This window comes from Pseudomonas sp. DR 5-09, from assembly GCF_001655595.1.
GTDB lineage: Bacteria > Pseudomonadota > Gammaproteobacteria > Pseudomonadales > Pseudomonadaceae > Aquipseudomonas > Aquipseudomonas pharyngis.
The window spans coordinates 4809416-4832244 of sequence record NZ_CP011566.1; the positions used below are offsets into that span (position 1 = coordinate 4809416).

24 protein-coding genes and 1 pseudogene are annotated in these 22829 nt (G+C 52.1%); 8 read left to right on the forward strand and 17 right to left on the reverse strand.

What is annotated here, in order from left to right:
• Positions 1-303: 303 nt before the first annotated feature.
• The gene (locus PDR5_RS21520) at positions 304-1470 is read right to left on the reverse strand and encodes a UvrD-helicase domain-containing protein (protein ID WP_064598717.1); all 1167 of its coding nucleotides are present in this window, start codon (positions 1468-1470) and stop codon (positions 304-306) included.
• Positions 1463-3121 carry an ATP-dependent nuclease gene (locus tag PDR5_RS21525; protein ID WP_064598719.1) on the reverse strand — a complete coding sequence of 553 codons (1659 nt, stop codon included), beginning with the start codon at positions 3119-3121 and terminating at the stop codon, positions 1463-1465. Before PDR5_RS21525 ends, PDR5_RS21520 begins: the two co-directional genes overlap by 8 nt.
• 284 nt (positions 3122-3405) lie before the next feature.
• Between PDR5_RS21525 and PDR5_RS21530 the strand changes: the two genes are divergently transcribed.
• On the forward strand, positions 3406-4023 hold the full coding sequence (locus PDR5_RS21530; RefSeq protein WP_064598722.1) for a 3'-5' exonuclease: 618 nt from the start codon (positions 3406-3408) through the stop codon (positions 4021-4023).
• 104 nt (positions 4024-4127) lie between these two features.
• On the opposite strand, the gene PDR5_RS21535 is transcribed toward PDR5_RS21530, so the two are convergent.
• Positions 4128-4316 carry a hypothetical protein gene (locus PDR5_RS21535; protein WP_064598723.1) on the reverse strand — a complete coding sequence of 63 codons (189 nt, stop codon included), beginning with the start codon at positions 4314-4316 and terminating at the stop codon, positions 4128-4130.
• Between the two features lie 332 nt (positions 4317-4648).
• Between PDR5_RS21535 and PDR5_RS21540 the strand changes: the two genes are divergently transcribed.
• The gene (locus tag PDR5_RS21540) at positions 4649-5710 is read left to right on the forward strand and encodes an SDR family oxidoreductase (RefSeq protein WP_064598725.1); all 1062 of its coding nucleotides are present in this window, start codon (positions 4649-4651) and stop codon (positions 5708-5710) included.
• 51 nt (positions 5711-5761) lie between these two features.
• Positions 5762-5971: pseudogene (locus PDR5_RS30245) on the forward strand (hypothetical protein).
• Positions 5972-6101: 130 nt separating this feature from the next.
• Here the strand turns inward: PDR5_RS30245 and PDR5_RS21550 are convergent.
• From PDR5_RS21550 to PDR5_RS21570, 5 genes are all read right to left on the reverse strand, one after another.
• Positions 6102-6803, reverse strand: coding sequence for a hypothetical protein (locus tag PDR5_RS21550; protein WP_064598727.1), 702 nt, complete (start codon positions 6801-6803; stop codon positions 6102-6104).
• Between the two features lie 93 nt (positions 6804-6896).
• Positions 6897-7427 carry a DUF4573 domain-containing protein gene (locus tag PDR5_RS21555; protein ID WP_172829502.1) on the reverse strand — a complete coding sequence of 177 codons (531 nt, stop codon included), beginning with the start codon at positions 7425-7427 and terminating at the stop codon, positions 6897-6899.
• Between the two features lie 251 nt (positions 7428-7678).
• On the reverse strand, positions 7679-8911 hold the full coding sequence (locus PDR5_RS21560; RefSeq protein ID WP_064598730.1) for an MFS transporter: 1233 nt from the start codon (positions 8909-8911) through the stop codon (positions 7679-7681).
• Positions 8912-9602: 691 nt separating this feature from the next.
• Positions 9603-10061, reverse strand: coding sequence for an Hsp20 family protein (locus PDR5_RS21565; protein ID WP_064598732.1), 459 nt, complete (start codon positions 10059-10061; stop codon positions 9603-9605).
• Between the two features lie 234 nt (positions 10062-10295).
• The gene (locus PDR5_RS21570; protein WP_064598737.1) at positions 10296-10997 is read right to left on the reverse strand and encodes a glutathione S-transferase; all 702 of its coding nucleotides are present in this window, start codon (positions 10995-10997) and stop codon (positions 10296-10298) included.
• A gap of 145 nt (positions 10998-11142) precedes the next feature.
• Here PDR5_RS21570 and PDR5_RS21575 point away from each other — a divergent pair, with 145 nt between their 5' ends.
• The gene (locus PDR5_RS21575; RefSeq protein ID WP_064598739.1) at positions 11143-11712 is read left to right on the forward strand and encodes a TetR/AcrR family transcriptional regulator; all 570 of its coding nucleotides are present in this window, start codon (positions 11143-11145) and stop codon (positions 11710-11712) included.
• A 168-nt stretch (positions 11713-11880) separates the two neighbouring features.
• Positions 11881-12021 (forward strand): DUF2256 domain-containing protein, encoded by a 141-nt coding sequence (locus PDR5_RS29470; RefSeq protein WP_082934442.1) that lies wholly within the window; start codon positions 11881-11883, stop codon positions 12019-12021.
• 44 nt (positions 12022-12065) lie between these two features.
• Here PDR5_RS29470 and PDR5_RS21580 read toward each other — a convergent pair whose 3' ends face one another.
• Both PDR5_RS21580 and PDR5_RS21585 read right to left on the reverse strand, forming a co-directional pair.
• Entirely contained in the window at positions 12066-12431 is a 366-nt protein-coding gene (locus PDR5_RS21580; protein ID WP_064598741.1) for a histone-like nucleoid-structuring protein, MvaT/MvaU family, read from the reverse strand.
• Between the two features lie 178 nt (positions 12432-12609).
• Positions 12610-13320: an SOS response-associated peptidase family protein gene (locus PDR5_RS21585; RefSeq protein WP_064598743.1), complete on the reverse strand. Its 711-nt coding sequence runs from the start codon at positions 13318-13320 to the stop codon at positions 12610-12612.
• 101 nt (positions 13321-13421) lie between these two features.
• On the opposite strand from PDR5_RS21585, the gene PDR5_RS21590 reads away from it, so the two are divergent.
• Entirely contained in the window at positions 13422-13853 is a 432-nt protein-coding gene (locus PDR5_RS21590) for a LexA family protein (RefSeq protein WP_064598745.1), read from the forward strand.
• The gene (umuC, locus tag PDR5_RS21595) at positions 13840-15120 is read left to right on the forward strand and encodes a translesion error-prone DNA polymerase V subunit UmuC (RefSeq protein WP_064598747.1); all 1281 of its coding nucleotides are present in this window, start codon (positions 13840-13842) and stop codon (positions 15118-15120) included. Before PDR5_RS21590 ends, umuC begins: the two co-directional genes overlap by 14 nt.
• 222 nt (positions 15121-15342) lie before the next feature.
• Here umuC and PDR5_RS21600 read toward each other — a convergent pair whose 3' ends face one another.
• The 4 genes from PDR5_RS21600 to PDR5_RS21615 form a co-directional block, all read right to left on the reverse strand.
• Complete coding sequence (locus tag PDR5_RS21600; protein WP_064598749.1) at positions 15343-16077, reverse strand: NADPH-dependent F420 reductase; 735 nt, start codon at positions 16075-16077, stop codon at positions 15343-15345.
• A 224-nt stretch (positions 16078-16301) separates the two neighbouring features.
• Complete coding sequence (locus PDR5_RS21605; protein ID WP_064598751.1) at positions 16302-17048, reverse strand: NADPH-dependent F420 reductase; 747 nt, start codon at positions 17046-17048, stop codon at positions 16302-16304.
• Positions 17049-17230: 182 nt separating this feature from the next.
• Positions 17231-17662, reverse strand: coding sequence for a MarR family winged helix-turn-helix transcriptional regulator (locus tag PDR5_RS21610; protein ID WP_011334181.1), 432 nt, complete (start codon positions 17660-17662; stop codon positions 17231-17233).
• Positions 17663-17870: 208 nt separating this feature from the next.
• Complete coding sequence (locus PDR5_RS21615) at positions 17871-18629, reverse strand: SDR family oxidoreductase (RefSeq protein WP_011334182.1); 759 nt, start codon at positions 18627-18629, stop codon at positions 17871-17873.
• A 97-nt stretch (positions 18630-18726) separates the two neighbouring features.
• Here PDR5_RS21615 and PDR5_RS21620 point away from each other — a divergent pair, with 97 nt between their 5' ends.
• Complete coding sequence (locus PDR5_RS21620) at positions 18727-19314, forward strand: TetR/AcrR family transcriptional regulator (protein WP_064598753.1); 588 nt, start codon at positions 18727-18729, stop codon at positions 19312-19314.
• Positions 19315-19489: 175 nt separating this feature from the next.
• Here the strand turns inward: PDR5_RS21620 and PDR5_RS21625 are convergent, their stop codons facing one another.
• The 3 genes from PDR5_RS21625 to dctA all read right to left on the reverse strand — a co-directional run bounded on the left by PDR5_RS21625 (position 19490) and on the right by dctA (position 22769).
• Complete coding sequence (locus tag PDR5_RS21625) at positions 19490-20455, reverse strand: 2-hydroxyacid dehydrogenase (protein WP_064600920.1); 966 nt, start codon at positions 20453-20455, stop codon at positions 19490-19492.
• A gap of 26 nt (positions 20456-20481) precedes the next feature.
• Positions 20482-21354 carry an isocitrate lyase/PEP mutase family protein gene (locus tag PDR5_RS21630; RefSeq protein WP_011334185.1) on the reverse strand — a complete coding sequence of 291 codons (873 nt, stop codon included), beginning with the start codon at positions 21352-21354 and terminating at the stop codon, positions 20482-20484.
• A gap of 107 nt (positions 21355-21461) precedes the next feature.
• Entirely contained in the window at positions 21462-22769 is a 1308-nt protein-coding gene (gene dctA / locus PDR5_RS21635) for a C4-dicarboxylate transporter DctA (protein WP_011334186.1), read from the reverse strand.
• Between the last annotated feature and the right edge of the window lie 60 nt (positions 22770-22829).

Here is a 22829-nt window from a genome sequence, read left to right on the forward strand (position 1 = left end):
AGGATCCTTCCATTAGAGCCCTCTCCTCTGGCTCACCTGTCGCCGTCATGCACATTGACTCAGACAAGAAGAGCTCATCTTTCTGGGGCTCAGAGGATTATTCGGTCAGAAACCATTTAGTGAACGCAATCAGGAGTGACCGGGCTTGTTTGGACAAAGTGTTCTGAGAATGGCAAACCGAAGCTCCTGGCTCACTCAAGATTTGCTTTGACCTTCTGATAGCATTAGGACGAGCCGGGCCTTGCCCGAAGGTGCGATAGCAACACTCGTGCATCGATGATGGATAGACATCAGCTCGCCTTGCTAGCGCCCTCTTCCCCAGAGCGAAAACGGCCATCCCTCAGCAGCCTTGTCCTCCACCAAGAAGCCAATGCTGTACCGCGCGCGCGTTATCGCTACATACAACTTATTACGACCCTCTTCTGTTGCATCATCGTCAAACGCTGATTCATCGCCTTTCAAAAAGCGCACAAAATTAGGGGTTGGCAAAATGAGCACTCGATCAAAACCAAGCCCCTTGCTTTTGCCAAACGTGTAGTAGTCGGTGTCGGGAGGCAAATACTTTAGGCCAATGTCGCTGCGCCACTTGAGCACCATGGGCTGGAAAGCTTGCAGGTAAGCTGTCACGTCTGACTGCCTTACCAAGTGCACACCTGTGTGATGGCGATGTTCCTTTGGAACCGCCTTCACCGTCGATTCAGTTTTCTCAAAGAGCGCCGCAACACCACGGTGAACGGAGTCACTCAGGTCACAGATTTCCTGAATGCAGCGACGGTTCTGCCGCAGAGTCTTTCGCTCAAAACCAAGCATATTCAGGAAAATGTCCAGCTTCTGTTCCGGCGATTTTGGCTCTTTTAGCCCATAGGCTGTGTCGTAGATCGTCTGGCGAAAATCACCGACACAACGCAATGAGTGCGGCATGGCCTTGTTCAGCGATTTCATGACCGTGTAATCCCAACCGACAAGGTCTTGCACTTCGTCGAAGAAGACTCGGTCGTAAATTTCAGCCAAGCGTTTGGCCGGCGCATCTTTTGTGAGCTTGGCAACCTGACTGGCGAGCTTACCGAGAAGACTCGTATGCGCTTTTGATCGGCACTCACTTAAGTAGTAGAGAGGATTGACCTCTCCATCGATACGCTCTTTACGACCTGGAATCGGTCTTCGTGTCTTGGGGTTTTGATGAGGGTTACCAGTGTTGAACAGCGTGGTAGCGATGCGATCGGGGAACAAAACCCTCTGGTAAGGCCTGATCATGTCCTCTAGATAGAACGAGTACAAACCTTTCACAACAAATCTTTCGCTGCTTCCACCATACAGTTCCGCAAATCGCGATCGCAACTCCGCCTGATTGTTGGTGGTGTACGTCACCACCAGTACCTTTTCGCCACACTCAATACGCTCGATCGCTTCGGTGACGATTAGATGAGTTTTGCCCGAGCCAGCTCCTGCAATCCACAATTCGTTAGCCAAAGTCGAGCACCTCTTCCAGAAAACCAGGTACGTTGAACTTGAGCTTGCTTTCAAACAGCCGGATCGCCGAATCGACCTTCCTCGCGCCTTTACCGTTTCCTGGAACACTCCGGAACCAATTGATCAGGTACTCTTTGCGCTCACCTAAAGTCGTATGCTCGTCGTAGGTAGCGAAGGTTTTTGTGGCCAGCAAAGTCTTGGCCAGCTCATTCAAGGTCTTGAGGTTCTTCGCGTTGGCATGGATCAGGGCCGGCTCAAGCGAAAATTCCTCATCGACCGGTGACGAAAACACCCTGATGTTGGCATAGTCTTTGTACCTCTCCTTACCGGGCTCGACATGCCTCTTGTAGTTTCCGTCATTGTCCCGCAATACATGAACCCGTGTACCAATGACCTTGCCAATTTCAATGAAGGTAGAGAACCCAACGCCACGCACCACGATGATGTCTATCCCGTGCTCCTCGGGTAATACACCGTGCTTCATCTGGTAAATTTTCTTCAGCACGAGCTCGTCAGATGGCCCTTCGACCAATATCACATTGCGCGCCAACGCTACCCGCAGGGAATCGTAACCAGGCAATCGCTTAAGCGTTTTGACGACCTTCGGGTTCAGTTCATGCAGCCGTTGGTACTTCGTTTGCACGAGGCAAATTTTGTTGATGCTCAGCTTGTTGAGCACGTAGGAGCTGTGGGTCGTTAGGAATAGCTGTTTGTCCGCACGTTGATCCTCGATATATCGCACGAGGCGATTCAGGTTCGAGTGAGAGAGATGGTTTTCAGGCTCCTCAATCAGCACCAGGTCAATGTCGCCAGGTCGGTTCTGAATCGCCAGTTTGATTTGAACCTTGCTCTGCTCACCCTTCCCGATGAAGTGAAAAGGCACCTCATCCACCTTCAGCTGCAGGCCTGTTTGGATCGAACCGGCAGGAAGCGTGTTGGCAGCAATTGACAGTGTTTTGTCCGTAACCAACTTGTCCGAATCGAGACTCTGGTTGATCGCGTCGACTTCGGCAGACTTGTTGAAAGCTTGCTGATTTTCGCGATAGTTGATGGTGAGCTTGACGTAGTCCTCTTTCGCCAGGGCAGCGTTGAGGATGTTACCGATGTATTGATTCTTCCCCATGGTCGGGTGGATGCGGGTTGGGTCGATGTACTGAGCCCTGAACTTCTTGGAGACATGGCGAATCGGCTGCCAGGAAAAGTCCAACCATTCGGTCGTGTAGAACTCCACGGGAATGGCCGTCATTTGGGAACTGGTGCTGAGGAACTCCTGGTAAGCCTCCTCAAGGCTTGGATCAAAATACGCCTGGACGATCACACCTTGAGTGTCCAGACCAAGGTCGTTGTTGCTGCCCTTGTACTCTGGAACTCCGTCGATGTATGCCTCAATCAGAAGCTTGGGAAGATGCTTCGAGGCACGGTTGGTCTTCAGAAATGCCTCGGTGGCATCGCGGTTGAACAGATCTGGTGAAAATTCGCCGGGAAACGGACGACCACGATGGCTGAAATTCAGCACGATCTCCAAAGCTTCCAGGATCGTGCTCTTCCCAGCGTCGTTATCACCCACAAAGATATTCACATCCCGGTTGAACTCGAGATGCTCATCCGTAAATTTTTTGAAGTTCACCAAGCGAAGCGACTTAACGTGCACAGCAATTCCCTCTGACTGATGCGACTGGGTACTGTGGCCTAGTTGGCTTTCGCTTTTTCATCCTGTACCCACTCGCGCTTCCCCCCTACACGATCAGATGCATGGTGAGTAAGGACGGGGATGAATGCTGGCATGTAACGGCCACATGCGGCCGAAAATAGCCCGGAATCTCAACAGCTGTCCAGATGCCAGCAAGGAGCATTACGAGTGAGCTCTTCACATTGCGCACGCGATTAGAGGGCTCGGTGTAATCTGAACAAACTTCCAAGTAAGGTTTCCCTGCCATGAGCATCGAAGCAAAGTTCCTTCACCTCCAAGCAATCCATAACCTCCTCGCGCCATACCGCTACCTCTATTCCATTGACCTTGAGGCAACCTGTGATGAGGTTGGAGTGCACGAATCTCCAAGGTCGCTTGTGGTCGTCCCCGATCAAATGGAAACGATTGAGATTGGCCTGGTGGTGATTGATTTGGAGTCGCTTGAGATCATCGATGAATTCCAGCGTTTCGTACGCCCCCAGATCAACCCTAGACTTACTGATTTCTGCAAGCAGCTCACATCTATTCAGCAATCGAACGTGGACGGTGCCCTAACCTATCAAGAGGTTGGTGAAGAACTGCGAACGTTTGCTGCGCTTTATCCAAATGCGGCCTGGGCGTCATGGGGTGACTACGATGCAAGACAGCTTGATCGCGATGCTGGCTTAGCTAGGTGCCCTTCCCTGCTCGAAGGCTTACCGCATTTCAATGCCAGGAAATGGCATAAAGGCCTATACGACGATCAGCCGATAAGCCTAAAGGAGACAGTTGAGTCGCTGGGCCTAGTTTGGGAGGGCACTTATCACCGAGGTATCGACGATGCTAGAAATGTGGCCTCGATCATCAAGGAAATGCTGGGTTAGTAATGAGCCGGGCCTTAGGGCCCGAAAGTGCGATTGCCTCGTACATGCGCACCAGACCGAACGAATCGTTAACTAGTGATCTGCGCTCTACGGCGGTCGATATTTCAGGCAATGATTGGCGTCTCAATGACTCGATCAGCCGACTCCAAGTAGGTGGCCAAATCGATGATCTGGCGAAGAAAAACGACGACCTCAAGTTTCTGATCGTCGTCGGGCAGCCCTATCCGTTTTAGCATCGCTTTCGCATCCTCTTCGATCGCTGCTAGCGCATCAATATCGCTCTGCAATCTCATTTCGGCCTCCTGCCATGTTGAGATTCGAGATCAATACCTCACTTCTTCATACCACGCCAGCCGGCACACGCGCGGCTCCGCTCGGTATTGACACAAAGCGACGTCGCCTCATCTGCTTGTCGACGATATGCCTACCTAGATTTTAAGTGCTCGGCTCATCAGGCTGGATGAGATCACGCATCCCATATAAACGCCCGCTTCATCACCGTTGACCAAGCGACGATTCGATTCGGATCGATCTGCCTGGGAGCGAGGCGTTGCCAATGCGGATCCGTTTAGGTTGAACCTCTGTTGCCTAGGCGGACTCCCAAACCTAAATCCAGGAGAAACGTATGACCCAGACAGCTTTGGTCGTGGGCGCCAGCGGCATCGTCGGCAGCGCCATCACTCAGTTACTCATCGACAACCAGTGGCAGGTCGCAGCGCTATCGAGGCACCCTTCGCAAGTGCAAGGCGTGATACCTGTGGCGGCAGACCTTCAGGATCCTGCTTCGCTGGAACAGGCGCTGGCGGATCTGAAACCCACTCATGTGTTCATTACCACATGGTCACGGCAAGCCACGGAAGCCGAGAACATTCGCGTTAATGCCGCGATGGTTCGCAATGTGCTCGCCGCCATTCGCCCAGCCAAAAGCGTTGAGCACGTAGCACTGGTTACTGGACTAAAACACTACCTCGGCCCTTTCGAGGCCTACGGTAAAGGCAGCCTTCCACAAACACCGTTCCGCGAGGAGCAGGGCCGTCTGGATGTCGAGAATTTCTATTACGCACAAGAGGACGAGCTCTTCGCCGCTGCTGAAAAGGATGGCTTCACTTGGAGCGTTCATCGCCCGCATACCGTTACCGGGGTTGCTGTAGGCAACGCGATGAATATGGCAACCACCCTCGCCGTCTATGCCTCGATTTGCAAACAAACCAACCGCCCTTTTGTGTTTCCCGGATCGAGAGTGCAGTGGGACAGCCTTACCGATATGACGGATGCCCGGCAATTGGCGAAACAACAACTGTGGGCGGCCACCACGCCGGCTGCGGCCAACCAGGCATTCAACGTCACCAATGGCGACGTGTTTCGTTGGAAATGGATGTGGAGCCGAATTGCCGACTACTTCGACTTGCCTGCTGCCGAATACCCCGCTTCACTCTCACCACTTGAGACGCAGATGGCTGATGACCAAGTCGTATGGGCGCAAATAGTCGCGGAATACGGTTTGAAAGAACCTGATATTGGTCGCCTGGTCTCCCCATGGCACACCGATGCTGACCTCGGTCGACCTATCGAAGTGGTCACGGATATGTCGAAAAGCCGTGCCATGGGTTTCACTACCTACCAGGCGAGTGATCAAGCATTTTTCGACGTGTTCGACAAATTACGCAAGATGCGCTTGATACCCTAGGTCGTGCCACAAGGGATATGCTCAGATGAGTCCAAGGAAAGGAGAAGGAAATTGACAAGCGAATACTCGTTGTCCGACGTGCTGGAAAGGATGTATCAGAATCAGCTCGCCTTAGAGGCGGCGTTGATGGAGTTAACGCTTCATGTCGAAGCCTAGGGGAGCTCTGAGGTTGGAGACAATGTTCGCGGCGCTTTGTGGGGCATCGGTGAGAACGCCGGACATATCAAACAAGGTTTAGCCCGGCTTAAGAAATCCTCTTAAGCCAGGCTTTGCCCGAAGGGATGGTGAGCAGGGATAGCTCCCGAGCTTCAAAGGTGCAGTCATCGATATGGAGTATTTCCGAGCTGAACACACCGAAATCAAAAGTTGCCCTATCGCCACCCTATGGAAATTAGACAGAATGTTCATGCATAAACATTGGGTCACCATTTTTTTCGCCAATACGTTCAAACACAGGAATCATTGTCTCGTCAATCTCACCAAGTTGCCAGCATACAAGTACCCTCTTGTCCTCTGGACTAGCCTTGTAAGACTGAGTGCGATGGATTGTTCCGGTGCCATCAAATAATATGGCTTCTCCCTCAGAGTACGTATGAACTGTCGAACGCTCATCAAAATCCAGCGACTCGCCTCGAAGCACAGCGGTTGTTTCTAATCCTCCGAAATGAGGTTTAAAATCTAACAGTGGCGTGAGCACGGTTGCACTTTGATTTAATTTCAAGCCTTCATCTGTGAAATCGGAGTGCCATCTGCCTGTAGGATAGCTTCCTGTTATTTCAATAATGTTTGCCTGAAGCACTCTCATTTTTTCAGCCTTATCGCCCACTATATTTCGCACTACGTGCAGCTCGCAGCCATCTAGCACCTCCCGAAATAGAGCTATAGCTCGTTCAGACTTTGCAAAATACCAGCGCATGCTTACACCCTCAAACTCCTCGCTATAATCCTCATGAGCCTTAATCCCGATATCAATATCATCTGGCAGACAATCATCTAGAAAATCCTTATACAAGGCGCGAATAGGCTCTAGCGCCTCATATGAAAACTTAAGTTTAGTTACTCGCTCACTCAAAAACTGCGCCTTCTTGGACATTCTTCACCTCAGGAATAAAACCCGCGCAAGAAAACTTGCGCGGTGTCGCAAGCTCAAGACAATTGCTTTACTGGGATATTCGTAAGAGCTTACTTATGCGGCTACGCGAGCCGACATAAGTTCAGCAGCAGCTTTTGCTGGTTTGGTTTCCGCCGCCGCTTTAGCCGGCTTCGTTTCCGCCGCTGCTTTAGCCGGCTTGGTTTCTGCCGCTGCCTTGGCTGGCTTGGTTTCCGCCGCTGCCGTCGCTGGCTTGGTTTCCGCCGCTGCCTTGGCTGGCTTGGTCTCCGCCGCTGCCTTGGCTGGCTTGGTCTCTGCCGCTGCCTTGGCTGGCTTGGTTTCCGCCGCTGCCTTGGCTGGCTTGGTTTCCGCCGCTGCCTTGGCTGGCTTGGTTTCCGCCGCTGCCTTAGCTGGCTTGGTCTCCGCCGCTGCCTTGGCTGGCTTGGTCTCCGCCGCTGCCTTGGCTGGCTTGGTCTCCGCCGCTGCCTTGGCTGGCTTGGTCTCCGCCGCTACCTTGGCTGGCTTGGTTTCCGCCGCTGCCTTGGCTGGCTTGGTTTCCGCCGCTGCCTTGGCTGGCTTGGTCTCCGCCGCTGCCTTGGCTGGCTTGGTTTCCGCCGCTCGCGTCACAATTTCAAAATTCCTTGCGAGGGAACTGCCATTCTGAATCAAACTAATAGATTGCATGAGTTTAGATATCCTTATTAAGTAAAGAGCACGTTTGCTATTACGGTCACATCCTTACAACTTCACCTATGCTACAGATTTGGCTTCCAAGTTTCTGGACGCACATCCTCTTATTATAATTCGCAAAAATACGATATTTCATCGCAACCAATAAGGGAGCAACCTAGAAAGACAGAAAACCAGAACAATCCTTCTTAGCTACGAACTTTAACCATAGCGATCAAAACGCCAGTTAATACAAGTATCGCGGCACACCAGTACGTGACTCCATAACCCACGGCAAGAAGCGACGTCCCAATTAATGGGCCGATCACGTATCCCAGCGCCGCTGCCCCAAATGAAAGTCCAGCAACACTTCCTTGCTCCGACTCTTTTACAGAACTCGAAAGGTTTCCTTGAAGACCGGGAAATAAGAACGCAAATCCAGCCCCTGCGAGAGACGCTCCCACCGTAATCTGCTCAATCGTGACAGCGCCAAGCGCGATTGATGCAAGACCAGTAAATGCAAGTGCACCACCGATAGAAATTGCTTTGAGGGGGCCTGGTTTAAAATACTGAATTATAACAAATTGAGTTATCACCATTGCTACGGCCAGCCCAAATACCACAACTCCTGTTTGTTTTACAGTTTCAGCTGCATTCAAGTGCAATGTGTCTTGGACATGAAAGGCGATAGACTGCTGTAGGGCTGAAAAGCCTACATAAACCAAAACAGTAGCCAGCAAACCTCCGATAACTCTAGAATCGAACAGGTTCAATGCATTGGTTTTATGAACAGCTTCAGGTGAAAGGTTTCCATTTGGCCTGTCTAGCAAAAATATTCCTAACAGGACATTCAAAAAAGAAAGAGCTGCAACAACGTACAGCGGGCAGAGCAATCCGTATCCTCCAAGGCCGGCGCCCAAAAGCGGCCCCAGTGTAGACCCCAACCCAAAACAAGCAGACATTAGGCCCATCTTCGCCGGACGCTTTTCTTTCGGAGTGACCATCGCAATGCTTGCCATCGCTGCTGGATGAATTCCGGCAGTCATCGATGCGTAAATAACACGAACAAAAATCAAAAGACCCAACACACTTATTGCGGAGAACGCTAAATTCATCCCAGCATTTAAAACCAATGCAAAGCACAATGAGCCCGCAGCGTAACTGAACATACCGATCAAATAAACGAGACGACTTCCTGAACGATCGATCACCCTCCCCCAAATGGGCGAAGCGAAAGTAAGTATAAAGGCGGAGATGGCGACGATAGATCCCGTTTGGACATCGGACAGCCCAATCTGACGAGCCGCCGGCCCCAGCAATGCATAGAGAAGTGTCTGCCCTGCACCAACTAAAATCAGCCCCATTGCCAATATCAGTTGACCTAGTGGCAATCTAGGAGAATTTTTAACTTCAGCAATTAATTCAAAAGGCGCTTCAGCCATATTTACCCTTCCTTAGGTATCGGGAGTAATTCCAATCGAAACACAGTGCTCAGCCAGATGTGTTCCCGGCGCAATTTGTAACAACGCCGATCACCCTGTCAAAGTATTTTTTTTCGCACCAATTTAGCTCTTATTTTTTTAGGGCCCGAGTCCAGATCTGTTTAGAAAATTTTCTGGGCGGCTCGAAATGGTGCGCATCTTCCAAATTAGTGCACGCTAAAAACTACTCAGTTTTGACAAAAAAATACCGGAGTGGCGCTTTGATTTAGGTACAACGATCGTGCGCACGTTGCCCGTGATACTACAAGGCGCTATTAGAGCGAAACTGAAGAAGCCCTCGGCACGAGGTGTCGAGCTCTTAGCAGTTCTGCCAATTCGTCAGCTTGTGCGGGTGATCTGGTTGCTATCGGCAGCAGTAAGTTTCACGCCGTCGCTTAGTTCAAAAGGCAACTGGCGCCAGCCCATTGTTGAATTGACGAGGCCGAATCCAGTTTTACCGATGCATCAGGTAATAACTGATGTCGCGGTGCGCTCTTGAGCTGTCATGTTGCCCACGGTCGGTAGGGATATGTGTCCTATCTGGACAGAAAAATTGACTGGTGTTCATGAGCCGGGGTTCCGCTTTTTCGAGCGACCGCTCGTCCATGATGCTCAAAAAAGAGGCGCTCCGAAGAGCGCCTCATTGTTCATCTTACTGCTCACTGACCGGCTTAGAGTCAGTAGACTCAGCCCCTCCGATCATGATGCGCTTAGGCTTCGCCTCCTCTGGTACAACTCTGAGCAAGTCAATGTTCAGCAAACCGTTGGCGAGCTTCGCTCCCTGCACCTCAATGTGATCCATCAATCGGAACGACAGCCGGAACCCCCGCTGAGCGATACCTTGATGCAGGTAGGTGACATCTTCGTTGCTTTCTCGCTTATCACCGGCGACCGTCAAAACGCCTTTTTCAACCTGGATGTCTAAATCCGCCTCAGCAAGGCCTGCCACCGCGATGACAATTCGGTAATGGTCATCACCGTGCTTTTCGACGTTGTGGGGAGGATAGGAAGTTCCGGCGTCACTGCGAAGCGCCGATTCGAAAAGGTCGTTGAAACGGTCAAAGCCGACCGAATGGCGGAAAAGTGGGGCCAACGAAAGAGTAGTAGCCATTGCTAAATCTCCTGAGTTTTCTCCAAGTGATTTGAGACGCGACCCGCATTCGGCATCGCGTAAAACCCCAGGTAGGAACAGAAGACAAAAATTCAAGGGCGTGCGGAAAAATTTCTATGCGCAATAATCTGATCCCCGACGATCTGTAATTCTGCAGTGGCGCTAGCAACATGCGCTAGCATCCTTCGCATCCGCCATCAAAATGGAGATGGCGGATACCGAGTCCGTTAGTTATCAGCTCTTAGGAGCACCTTGGTCGACCAAAGCGCGCCAAGTCTTGTAGCTCGGACGCTCCTGCATTCTTGCGTACCAAGCGCTCAACGCTTCACATTCTTCAGGAACCGGCAGTTTCACCAACGATGCGAAGATCATCCCGCCGATGACTGCGATGTCCGCCATCGAAAATTTGTCGCCGGCAACATAGGACTGTTGTTGGAGGAGCTTGTCGAAGTAACGCATGCCTCGGGTCGCTTTTTCTCCCATCTTCGCACCCCACTCGGCGTTCTGGTAAAGCTCGACCTTTGGCCCAAGCCCCGGCGTTGCGTGATGGAAATAAACACTAACCGCGTCCAGGAATTCGATTTCCGCGCGCTTGGTCATCATATGAATCAGACCTTTCTCTAGAGGTGTTTCCCCGGTTAGGGCCGGGTTGCCATCCAAGCTATCCAAATATTGAGTGATGGCGGTGCACTCAGCGATCCGTGTTCCATCCTTCAGTTCAAGCACCGGAAGGGTGCCGGAGTAGTTGATCGCCAAAAATTCAGGTTCTTTATGCTCCCCAGTCCAGAGATTCACCGAGACGAACTCAATCGTTTGCAACATGCCCTTTTCGGCGAGTGCGATGCGTACTCGGGCTGGGTATGGGCCATCAAACCAGTCATAGATCTTCATTGGAGAGGTGGTCGAGACGTCAGCGCGTGATTGTAAAGTAGTCATAAAACAATACCTGCCTATCAGTTGGTAGGTTAAGATTGTTCCTGAATTTCTTTACCGTCAACCCCCTACCTGTCAATTGGCAGGCTGGAACGAAAGGAGTACGATCAGCGGCATATCAGTAGCATTCAGTTAAGGAAGGTGTGACGTGAGCGAGAACGCTAGAGAGCGCATCCTGGCATCCGCTAAAGCTGCGGCCCAGTTGCACGGCTACGCCGGGATCAACTTCCGTAGCATTGCTGAGGAGGTGGGTATCAAGAATGCGAGTATTTATTACCATTTTCCAAGCAAAGCTGATCTTGGCGCAGCCGTGGCGGAACGGTATTGGCAGGAAACGAAGGAAGAGCTCCGTGAGCTCCGGCTTTCCCATATTGACCCGAAGCGGTGTCTGCAGCTCTATCCATCGATCTTCCGTAAGTCCCTCGAAAACAGGAATAGGCTGTGCCTCTCGAGTTTCATGGCCGCCGAGTTCGAAGACCTCCCTGATCAAGTGTCTAAGGAAGTTAAGGCGTTCGCAGACGTGAACGTGAAGTGGCTTGCAGAGGTTCTAGCTGACAGCAAATGGGGTGACGCTGAAAGTTGTGAGCGACGTGCTCTTGCGATCTACACTGCAGTCGCGGGCGCGCAGCTCATAGCTCGAACCAGAGAGGATATGAACCTGTTCGACGACTTGATTTCAAGCTATCAGGAAGCGGGGTTAATTCCCGCTTATACGTAGCAGTTGCAAGAGCCAAGACGTTTCTTCGTTTGGAAAGCCCCGCCTGAAAGAACTGCTTCAGCTCCAACAAATACATGATTGATCTACGTGTGAATATGAGAAAGAGTCGAACCCATTCTGGCTGTTTCTTTAAGGGCAGGTCATCAAAGTAAATGATGGTGAATCTTTTTGAAAAAGAGTCAGCTCCCAGTCAAAACCTGCATGACCTGCGGCCTTCCTTTCACATGGAGGAAGAAGTGGGCACGTTGCTGGGAGGATGTACGTTACTGCTCGGAGCGCTGCCGTCGCAGTAAACCTGCTAAATCCTGAGCCCAAAAAAGGGCCATCACAGGCCCTTTTGCACCCAAACCAAATTACTTGGTCAGCCAGGACTCAACAGTCGCGGCGCCGTGCTCTGTTTTCCACTCTTTCAGCGTTTTGTGATTGCCACCCTTCGTTTCTACGACTTCGCCTGTGTGAGGGTTTTTATAAACCTTCAATTGACGAGGCTTGCGGCTTCCAGCCTTGGACTCGACAGCTGGAGCGCGACGGCCAGCTTGTGGATCTAGCAGGTTGATAACGTCCTTGAGGCTGTAGCCGTATTTTGCGAGCAAATCGCGCAGTTTGGTTTCAAACTCAATTTCTTTCTTGAGGCCAGCGTCACCCTTGAGGGCTTCCAGAGCCTGGAGCTGTTCGGCGAGGTGTTTTTCGAGCTGGCGAAATTCTGCGAGTTTGGACATGACAGGTCTCGATTAGATAGGTAACTAAGAGTGTATTGCAGTTCTGCATTTCGTGCTCGCTTCGCGCTCGGACTGCGGAAAATTATTACTTAGCGATAACCATGGCTCAGCCATAATTCCAAATATTTTAGGAGAGCGCGTCGTTCCCCCGACAAATACTGTCGACTCTCGGTTTTAGTCAGTCGTCAGCATCAGACGCCAGCGAGATTGGCTGAACCAGATGCGAGCCCTGATTACGAACATTCCCCACATCCTTCGCAACCTTGTACCAATGGAAGTCTGTAGCGGGCCTGCAGTGCTCCAGTGCTAATTCACGAGCACGCTCAGGTGACGTGCCGGGATCGACCCATTCGCGGGCGTGCTCAGGAGCCAAAACCAGCGGTTTCCGATCATGAATATCTACCATTCCTTGATCGCTGGCGGCGGTGATGATCACGAAGCCGTCTCGATCATCCGGCTCCAGGCCCTCGTGCACCTCAGCCAACGCTGCGAAGAACATCGGAATTTGCTCTTTCAGAGTTATGAAATATGGCTGCTTTTTCTTCGGATCTTCTTCGTCCTTGACCCATTCGAACCAGCCGTTCGCCGGAGCAAGCACGCGTCCGTTTGGCCAGAGCTGATTGAAAAACTTGCCGGTGATGACCGTCTCGACTCTGGCATTGATAGGGTCAGGACGCTTTCCCTTCGCCCAGAAAGGCGCCCATCCCCATTTGACCTTATCCACTCTCAAGCCCTCTCGAACGGGCCGAATGATTTCTACCCGCGTCGACGGTGCCACGTTGTACCGCTCAACGGGCCAGAAGTCATAGCCATTGATCACCAGCTGCTTTGGCGCAAGCTCCTTGAGGTAGTGATCCATCGATTCGTAGATCGAGTAGCGTCCGCACATGGTGTCACCCGTCGAATTGTCGTACCTAAGAGATTGACCGCAAGCGAACCGAATCGTTAACTGTATATACGTACAGTAAACCACCTCCCAAGGCTTGCATCATGAGTATCACTATCCTCGGCCCACTCGCGTCTGGCGGCAGGAGGCTGCCCCTCTATTCATCCAGAGTTCCGGCAGGCTTTCCCTCCCCTGCGGCTGACCACATCGAAAAACACATTTCCCTCGATGAGCTGTTCGATATCCGCGCGCCACACGTATACCTGGTGAGAATTGACGGAGATAGCATGCAGGGCGCCGGGATCTTCTCAGGGGATCTGGTAGTTGTTGATCGAAGCATCGATGCAGTGAGTGGGGATATCGTCATCGCGGCGCTCAACTCTGATCCCTTCTGCAAACGCCTGCTTCTGCGAGAGAACGCCGTGGTGCTTGTGTCAGAGAATCCAAAATATCCGGCGAGACATGTCATGGAAGGCGATGAGCTTGTGATCTGGGGCGTTGTAAAATACAGCGTGCGCGATCATGACAACACGTGAGCCTGTCTTCGCCCTGATCGACTGCAACTCGTTTTACGCGAGCTGCGAGCGCGTCTTCAGACCCGACCTCACCAAGACGCCAATCGTGGTGCTGTCCAACAACGACGGCTGTGTGATTGCGCGTAGCTACGATGCCAAACCTTTTGTGAAAATGGGTCAGCCATACTTCCAGATCAAAGACCATCTACGCCGGCATGGAGTTGTGGCGTTCAGCAGCAATTACGCTCTGTACGGCGACATGAGCGAGCGCGTCATGACTATCATCGAATCGATGGTGCCGGCACTTGAGGTCTACAGCATTGATGAAGCATTTGCTGATTTGACTGGCATGCCTGGAGATCTGTCCGCATTTGGTAGGCACATTCGCTCCACCCTTTTTAAGCGAACAGGTATTCCAGTCGGGGTGGGGATTGCACGCACGAAGACGCTGGCCAAACTCGCCAACCACACAGCCAAACGGCTGCTGGACATCACCGGAGGCGTGGTGGATCTTTGCGACCCGTTCAAACGGGACTGGACGCTTCGCAATACCGACGTCGGCGAGGTTTGGGGCGTCGGGCGTCGCATGAAGGCACACCTGGAAACGATGGGCATCAAGACGGCGATGGATATGGCGAAAGCCGACCCATGGATGCTTCGACAAAAATTCAGCGTGGTGATTGAGAAAACGGCTCGGGAGCTAGCCGGTACGCCATGTTTGGAACTGGGGGAAGCTGAGCCACCGAAGCAGGAGATTTGCTGCAGCAGGATGTTCGGCAACCGTCTCACACACATCGAGCCGATCAAGGAAGCGGTCGCTACCTACACCCAACGCGCGGCGGAAAAGCTCCGAGCGCAAAACTCACTGTGCAAGAAGATCCGCGTGAGTATCAGGACAGGCATGTTCAATCCCGAAGAAGCGAAGTACGCAAACGGCGCACTTGTCGAACTCCCCTACCCCACAAACGACGTTCGACTCATGACCAAGGCTGCGACCGAAGCGGTCAATCGCCTCTTCCGACCAGGCTTCAAGTACAGCAAGGCGGAGGTTCTGCTGATGGATCTGCGGCAGCCAGGCGAGTACACCGATGACCTGTTCGCGCACTCTCAACCCGCGATGGCAGACAAGGTCATGAGTGTTCTAGATGAGATCAATAACCGCTGGGGAAAGGGAGTTGTCCGGTTAGCTAGCGTGCCTGCGGCGCCTGAATGGGCGATGCGTCGAGACCTAATGAGCCAGAGTTACACGACCAAGATAGATCAACTGTGGACGGTGAGGGCTGGATAGCAGGCCGGCAGAAGCGAGCAAGCGTCCGACGTAAAGGACATCGTGAATGGCTGTTTAAGGCCAGAAGCGGACGTTCAATTTATTCCGCTCCCGACCAACATTCGTTCAGACTAGGCGGTAGTAAACAACAGTTCAACCTATCCGTCTGAAGTGCCAAATAGCCTAAGCATTAGTGCAGCATAGAGAATTGGCGTACGGGGCATGGCATTGGAAGAAACCCGCTCAGGCTGTCATGGCACGATTGGTGGCAACTATTTGCTCGTGCGTAAACTGACTCCCGGGAGCCATAAACCTGGCGATCAGTGCGTCGCGGTTTTGAGGCGCCCGTACCTTGTCTGCCGCGTTCAGCGCCAATTTCAATTCCGGCAATGTCAATTCGGTACAGTACGCTGGTGTACCTGGTTGCTGGCGCCACGATTCTTCAAGGCTGCCAGCGGCAAGCGCGATAAAGCCAGTATCCTCAACAAGATCCTGCGCGATGGTTTCCGCGTATGTGCTTCCTCCAGCCACAGGTATGGCGAGGCGCGTTGGGGAGCCGACCGGCTGACCTTTGTCTGCGAGGGTCGCGGCGAGGACGGCGTTCCACGCCTTAACAACCGGGTGGCCAATCTGCTCACTTACCCAGATGCTTTCTGGCATGCCATCTTCGACCTCCTTGATTACCCCGTCACGCCCCGGATAATAATTTGATGTATCAATGACAACTGTCTTCTCCGGCACCTTGCTCATGATCGGTTCGAGATCAGGATAATTTGCAAAGGGAATCGAGAGGATAATCACCTCTACCCCGGAAACCACTTCTTCCCTGGTCACCGCATGCACGCCGATTTCATTGGCAAGGCTTTGAATGCTCTCAGGGCCTTTCGAATTTGCCAGTTTAACTTCGTGTCCACACGCAGCGAGCTTTCGCGCCAAAGTAGAGCCAATGTTACCTGCGCCAATAATTCCGATTTTCATTTAAACAACTCCTCGCACTCATGTGAAATTGAAAAAAAGTTTTTGGCCGAGTACTGTTTGATTGGTTTGTATTCGACTATTAAGCACCATCAGAAAAAAAACACGGCGCGCTTATTTTATTAAAAGCATATGCGCCTGAGACATTGTTAGTCTGCATAATGATTTAGAAACTTGACATGCATGGCGACCTTGCAGGTCGTCATCCATGTGTCGTCATAACGAGCTCACGCATAAATTAGCTTGGAAAGCTGAACAATGTAGTTGCGGCTTGGGTTTGTTCCAATATTGCCGAATCTCTCGTTATATACCGAAAAGAAGAGATCTTGGCGCTTTCGCGAGCGCGCCAGATCCGCGTCAGCCAGTGCCTGGGGCAGGTGCTCAAGCGTCACCTCAGTGCAATAGCAGGGCGTGCCGCACTGTTGCTTCCAGGATTCGGCCAACGAACCAGCATAGTAGGCGTCGAATCCGGAATCCTCGACGAGTGCCATCGTCACAACGCGGTCATGATCACGATCAGCCGCGACAGGGACGGCAATGCGCTCCGGATCGCCAACTGGCCTGCCAGCTTCATTTAGCGAGGCGGAGTAAATTGTATTCCAGGCTTTTGCGAGGGGACGGCCAACTTGTTCGGATGCCCATACACTGTCGGGCTGACCATTCTCGATTGCATCCAATCGATCGTCCCGCGCAGGTATATAGTTGGATGTGTCGATGATCACGCTGTCTTCAGGAAGGCCTTCGAGAAGCGCTTTAAGATCTGGAATTCGTACAAAAGGTATCGAGAGAATTACGACGTCAGCACCCACCAAAGCCTCTTCTTTCGTGACTGCAATTGCACCCGTGGAGAGCACACCAGGATCAATTGTATGCGGCCCGCGTGAATTTGAAACTCTTACTGTATGGCCAGCAGTGCTTAGCAGTCTTGCAAGCGTTCCCCCGATAAATCCGCTACCGATAATTCCGACGTTCATAGAGATTCCTCATCTTTGGAGCTGGATGTTCACAACATAAGCCTCAGCGAGTGCTAACAAACAGAGCCTCTCCCTACACGATCTGTTCTACAAATACATCGCGGCTCTGGGAGCCGGTGTTTCATTTGTTTGTGGCATCACCTTAAAAGCTATGCCTTTGTCAGCTGCTTCTGAGGCAGGTATTAACTGATAGCCGGTCGCGCCAAACCCTCAAGCGTGCGATGAAGCTCCTGAAGGTCTTCGGGCGTGAGCTGGCACGCCGTTCTGATCTTGTCAGTGATGCTACGAAGTTCATCCTCCATGCCGCGGGCAGACGCCGTGAGGTCTATAAGCACTCGGCGTTCATCGACGGCATCACGTGTGCGTGTAATCACCCCGGCAGCTTCCAGCCTTTTGAGTAACGGTGTAAGCGTGCCGGTCTCCATGTCGAGACGTTCACACAAGTCGCTCACAGATCGAGGCGACCCGTTCAAGAGCTCAAGCGTGACCAGGTACTGCGAAAAAGTTAGGCCCAGTGGTTCGAGGAACGGCTTGTGCAATCGAACCATCCGGTTCGCGGCAGCGTTAAGCGCGAAGGAAAGTTCTGTGGCTACGCTTCGTTGCGTCGAACTCATATATATCGCCTGCTATTATGTAGTGTGCTACATAAATTATTCTCGACTCCTACAGGTGTCAACAGCTTCTGAAGCTTCCAATCTTTTTTCAGATGAAATGCCCTGGATCGGCAGCGAAATTGTGAACACACCGATTGAGCGATTCGGCCTGCAGGTAAGCAGATGCAATCTGCTCACCTGGACACAGGGCGCGCTTCAGAGCAATGACTCATTCTGCCGGTGGTTTGTATCCCGCAAGCATTTTCAGCACGTCATCATGTGACCCGCTTGCCTCAGCAAACCGCAGGGGCTTAGCCCGCTCAACGACGAGTTCAGGTGGAGTGGGAGAAATCTTTAGCAGTTCGAAGACTTCATCCAAAAACTCCTCCAACGGCATCGCATGCTCGTCGTTTTCCTGGCCGAGCAATGTGGTACGCACACCCGGTGGCGCAAGTTCGATAACCTCAACTGGCGAGGCTTCCAGCTGCACTCGAAGACTTTGAGTGAACGAGTGAACTGCCGCTTTGGTTGCGCTGTAGGTAGGCGTGGCTGGCAGGGGGACAAATGCCAAAGATGAACTGACATTGATCACTGTCGCGCCAGGCTGCTTGATTAGTTGCGGAGTAAACGCATACACCATACGAATCGTGCCTAGCAAGTTCGTTGTCACGATATCTTCGGCTGTACTCAAGTATCCCGGATCAGTCAGATCCTCCCAATGCATGATCCCTGCGTTGTTGATGAGAACGTTAAGATTTGGATGGCTGATCGCAAGCGCTTCGCTGGTGCGCTGGATGGAATGAGCATCAGAAACGTCCAGCAATACTGATTCAATGCCAGGATTTTCCGACACAATTTTGTCGAGCAGAGCCTTGCGACGTCCCGCGATGATGACGTTGTTGCCCGCTTTATGAAGCCGTAGCGCCAGCCCGAGGCCTATGCCTGAGGTGCCGCCTGTAACCAGAATCGTGTTGCCAGTGCTGTTCATAGTAAACTCCAGAAACGATACTTAAGCGGACAAGTGTCCACTTGCAAACCGTACCGGACAGTTGTCCGCTTAGCAATGCAATGAGGGAAAATTATTCATGCCTGACGAGTTGGTGATGCGTTCTGACGCCAAGAAAAATCGGGAGCGGATTCTGGAGGTCGCAGTGGTTGAACTGACCAGCGATCCTGCAGTTCCGCTGAGTACGATTGCGAAAAAGGCTGGAGTAGGACAGGGAACTTTTTATCGCCATTTCCCTACCAGAGAGAAGCTGGTATTCGAGGTCTATCAGTTCGAAATGCAGCAGATCGCCTTGTTGGCACAAGAGCTGCTCGCAACAAGACCCCCGAAGGAAGCCCTCCGAGAGTGGATGGATAGCCTTGCCGAATATGCAATGACAAAGGCAGGACTCGCTACAGCAATCCAACAAGCGGCCTCCGTTTACGACTTCCCTGGCAAGTCGGGTTACGCTCCAGTTCAAGATGCAGCCGAGTTGCTTTTAAGAGCGAACGAAAAGGCGGGGACGATTCGTACCGGGATCACTAACGATGACTTTTTTCTAGCCATCGCCGGCATCTGGCAAATGGATACTCAGAGCGAATGGCGATCTCGCTTGTCCAGATTGATGAACCTAGTGATGGATGGCCTATGTTTTGGGAGCCCTGAAAGCCTGAAAAACAAGGTCTAATACCCAACTGGAAAAGAGGGTCAGAGTTAATTGGGGATAGATCGCGTTCACCAGAAGCAGATGTTGCGCAAAGCTGGCTTGCCTCAGAAAACTCTCGCCGCCCCCTTACCATGTACGTCACCCGGAGAGCAGCCATATTGCCGGCGATTTTGAGCTCAATCCGCCCTACTTCTTCTTACTTCTTGAAGTGCACAAGATCTCTCGGCTGGCGACCTTCCAGACCCGCAAGCAAATTTTCCAGGGCTCGCTTGGCCATTGCGTTGCGGGTGTCAGTCGTCGCAGAGCCAATGTGAGGTACGGTGACGACGTTTCTCAGGTTAAAAAGCTCGGAGTTCGTCAGGGGCTCCTTCACATAAACGTCCAAACCAGCCGCCCGGATTGTCTTTTCTCGCAGAGCCTCGATGAGTGCGTCCTGATCCACGACAGGCCCACGCGAAATATTGATCAAAATACTTTCCGGGCCCATCAAAGCGAGTTCTTTGCGTCCGATAAGATTCCTCGTGGCGTCCGTCAATGGCACGACCGGACAAACAAAGTCAGACGCGCTTAAAAGCTCTTCCTGCGGTACAAACCTCGCACCAAGTTCCTGTTCAAGCTTTGGTTTACGACTGTTGCCGCTATACAAAATGGTCATGCCAAAACCAAAGCGGCCTCTGCGTGCGATGGCTTCTCCGATTTTTCCCAGACCGATAATGCCCAACGTCTTTCCATGAACGTCGCACCCAAATTGGGATGCATCGATGGTTTGTGTCCAGTTTCCCTCTTTAGTCCAGGAATCAAGCTCAGGAATGCGCCTTGCTGTGGCGAGGATCAGGGCCAAAGCCAGGTCAGCAGTGGTTTCGTTCAGCACATCTGGTGTATTGGTCAACATGATCCCTCGGCGGTTGAAGTAGTCGAGGTCATAGTTGTCGTAGCCAACCGATATGCTTGAGACGATCTCAAGATTTACAGCCGCAGCCAGCTCAGCTTCACCCAGACGACGACTTCCACCAATCAGCCCGTGAGCGTTCGAAATAGCGGCCTCGAACTGGGCGTCCATATCACCAAGCTCAGGGCTAATGATGATGACGTCGTAGTCGTCTTTGTAAGGTTCAAGCAGGCTGGGGGAGACCCGGCTGAAGGCCAGGATTGTCTTTTTCATGACGGCGTATTCCACCTGTTCCAATATCAATTTGAATCGTGCTCTGACTTCAAAAAGGTTTTTGCCCACTCACGATAACTGTCCGAGAGTGTGTATTTAGAAAGCAGCTCAGGAAGGGATAGCTCGCTCCCCTCCGTGCCGCTTTGTTCGCGTAGCGCCTCGTAGGTTGCTTTGATTGCGGACAAATAGGGGGCATGCCCATTGACCACGATCCGCACATTGGCAGCACTCAATTTTTCAACATTGCTCAGAGCAGGATTTCCATAGTTGATCAGCATGATCGGCACTCTGAGATGTGCCGTAAGTGCTTCTAGGTGCTGGAAGTCCTTAACACCGACCAGGCAAATAGCATCTGCTCCAGCCTTCTGATAAGCCGCAGTGCGAGCGATGGAGTCGTCCAAAGTGGTCACAGCCACATTCGTACGGGCGATGATGCTGAGTGCATCATCCGACCGGGCAAATCGCGCGGCATAGATTTTGGCTGCGGCTTCTTCCCTTTCAATAAGCACATGCGACTGCTCGTCGTACTTGGCCGGTAGATGGGTGTCTTCCAGTGTCAGGGCTGCAACGCCGGCCTTCTGTAACTCTGTGACTGTTCGCATCACATTCAGCGCGTTACCAAAGCCATGGTCAGCATCCCCAATGATCGGAATCTGGCTTGCCCGTCCGACCCTGGAAACCTGCTCGACATATTCATCCAGCGTGAGTAATGCAATGTCAGGTGCGCCGAGCACCTGAAGCGACGCAACGGAGCCGCCTTGAATGGCAACGTCAAAGCCAAGGTCGTATGCCATCCGAACTGAGATCGGATCGAATACGGAAGCTGCAAATTTGCAGGTGTCTCCCTGGAGTAACTCACCAAACACCTTGCGTAAATCATGATGTGATCGCTCTATCATGTTGGCTCCATCAATCTTTCCAATCAGGTCTCTCCACGCGGAAGAAGGCATGGAAAACACTACCGGTCATAACCGTTTAGATGGGAATGACCGGATCGCTTTGTAGTTTATTTATGCGCCAGCGATGCCTTGCTTGCCGCCTTTTCTTGCTTCATTGCGGCGATTTCACGCTCGCAAGCCTCGACATCGAACGAGTTGTCCCACTTGGCAATGGCGATGGTGCCGATGCCATTGCCGATCAGATTGGTCACGGCCCGCGCTTCGTTCAAGAAACGATCAATGCCCAAAAGCAAAACGAGTCCGACCAGAGGAATGGAGTGGATGGTCGTGAGTGTTGCAGCCAGCGTGACAAACCCCGCACCCGCGACACCAGCTGACCCTTTGGATGTCAGCAGGAATACGCCTAGCAGGATCATCTGATCAACGAAGGTCAGTGGCGTGTTGGTCGCCTGGGCGATGAAGATCGCGGCCATGGTGAGGTAGATGCAGGTGCCGTCTGCGTTGAAGGTGTATCCCGTTGGCAGCACCATGCCCACTACAGATTTCTTGCAGCCAAGTTTTTCAAGTTTCACCATCATGCGTGGCAGCACTGCTTCGGTTGAGCAGGTGCCAAGAGTGATGAGAATTTCGTCCTTGAAATAACGGAGAAACTGCATGAGTGGCATGCCTGACCATCTGGCCACCGTGCCTAGCACCACCACAATGAAAATCAAGGTTGTGATGTAGAGCGCGATCAGCAACTGACCGAGTGACAGCAAGGTGCCAATCCCGTACTTGCCGATAGTGAACGCCATACCTGCACCCGCACCAATCGGCGCCAAGCGCATGACCATTGCAACGATCTTGAACAGGCCTTGCAGGAACAAATCAATAGTGTTGATCAGCGGCTTGCTGGTTTCGCCCATCTGAACCAGGGCAACTCCCATCAAGACCGAAAGCAGAATGACCTGCAGCATGACGCCGTTGGAGAATGCGCCAAGGAACGTGTGGGGAATGATATTAAGGAAGAAATCAATTGTACCGCCTTGTTCACTCGCGGCCTGGCTGTACTTGCTGATAGCATTTCCATCGAGCGCGTTGACGTTAATGTTCATCCCGACGCCAGGCTTGACGATGTTCACCACGATAAGGCCTACGACCAGGGCGATAGTCGATAGAATTTCAAAGTAGATCAGCGCTTTTACGCCAATCCGTCCGACCTCCTTGATACTGCCCATTTTCGCGATACCGACGACGACCGTACCGAAGATAATGGGGGCCAGCAGCATTTTTATCAGCTTGATGAAACCATCGGCGAAGGGTTGGAGCTTGGCTCCAATATCAGGCACGAAGTAACCGATTGCTGCACCGATCACGATGCCGATCAGCACCTGCACATACAGCTGGCTATACCAGCGGGACTTGGAAGTTTCCACGGAAGCACCTCATTTTATTTTTGTGATGGGCATGTGGCTTGGCGTCAGTGGGTGACGCCT

Excerpts from the sequence above, each read along its gene's own strand:
- PDR5_RS21560 (WP_064598730.1), bottom strand. The coding sequence starts at position 8,911 with ATGGCTGAAGCGCCTTTTGAATTAATTGCTGAAGTTAAAAATTCTCCT.
- PDR5_RS21565 (WP_064598732.1), bottom strand. The coding sequence starts at position 10,061 with ATGGCTACTACTCTTTCGTTGGCCCCACTTTTCCGCCATTCGGTCGGC.
- PDR5_RS21570 (WP_064598737.1), bottom strand. The coding sequence starts at position 10,997 with ATGACTACTTTACAATCACGCGCTGACGTCTCGACCACCTCTCCAATG.
- PDR5_RS21610 (WP_011334181.1), bottom strand. The coding sequence starts at position 17,662 with ATGAGTTCGACGCAACGAAGCGTAGCCACAGAACTTTCCTTCGCGCTT.
- PDR5_RS21600 (WP_064598749.1), bottom strand. The coding sequence starts at position 16,077 with ATGAAAATCGGAATTATTGGCGCAGGTAACATTGGCTCTACTTTGGCG.
- umuC (WP_064598747.1), top strand. The coding sequence starts at position 13,840 with ATGACAACACGTGAGCCTGTCTTCGCCCTGATCGACTGCAACTCGTTT.
- PDR5_RS21585 (WP_064598743.1), bottom strand. The coding sequence starts at position 13,320 with ATGTGCGGACGCTACTCGATCTACGAATCGATGGATCACTACCTCAAG.
- PDR5_RS21625 (WP_064600920.1), bottom strand. The coding sequence starts at position 20,455 with ATGAAAAAGACAATCCTGGCCTTCAGCCGGGTCTCCCCCAGCCTGCTT.
- PDR5_RS21605 (WP_064598751.1), bottom strand. The coding sequence starts at position 17,048 with ATGAACGTCGGAATTATCGGTAGCGGATTTATCGGGGGAACGCTTGCA.
- PDR5_RS21540 (WP_064598725.1), top strand. The coding sequence starts at position 4,649 with ATGACCCAGACAGCTTTGGTCGTGGGCGCCAGCGGCATCGTCGGCAGC.
- PDR5_RS21530 (WP_064598722.1), top strand. The coding sequence starts at position 3,406 with ATGAGCATCGAAGCAAAGTTCCTTCACCTCCAAGCAATCCATAACCTC.
- PDR5_RS21550 (WP_064598727.1), bottom strand. The coding sequence starts at position 6,803 with ATGTCCAAGAAGGCGCAGTTTTTGAGTGAGCGAGTAACTAAACTTAAG.
- PDR5_RS21590 (WP_064598745.1), top strand. The coding sequence starts at position 13,422 with ATGAGTATCACTATCCTCGGCCCACTCGCGTCTGGCGGCAGGAGGCTG.
- PDR5_RS21535 (WP_064598723.1), bottom strand. The coding sequence starts at position 4,316 with ATGAGATTGCAGAGCGATATTGATGCGCTAGCAGCGATCGAAGAGGAT.
- PDR5_RS21615 (WP_011334182.1), bottom strand. The coding sequence starts at position 18,629 with ATGAACAGCACTGGCAACACGATTCTGGTTACAGGCGGCACCTCAGGC.
- PDR5_RS21620 (WP_064598753.1), top strand. The coding sequence starts at position 18,727 with ATGCCTGACGAGTTGGTGATGCGTTCTGACGCCAAGAAAAATCGGGAG.
- PDR5_RS21630 (WP_011334185.1), bottom strand. The coding sequence starts at position 21,354 with ATGATAGAGCGATCACATCATGATTTACGCAAGGTGTTTGGTGAGTTA.
- PDR5_RS21580 (WP_064598741.1), bottom strand. The coding sequence starts at position 12,431 with ATGTCCAAACTCGCAGAATTTCGCCAGCTCGAAAAACACCTCGCCGAA.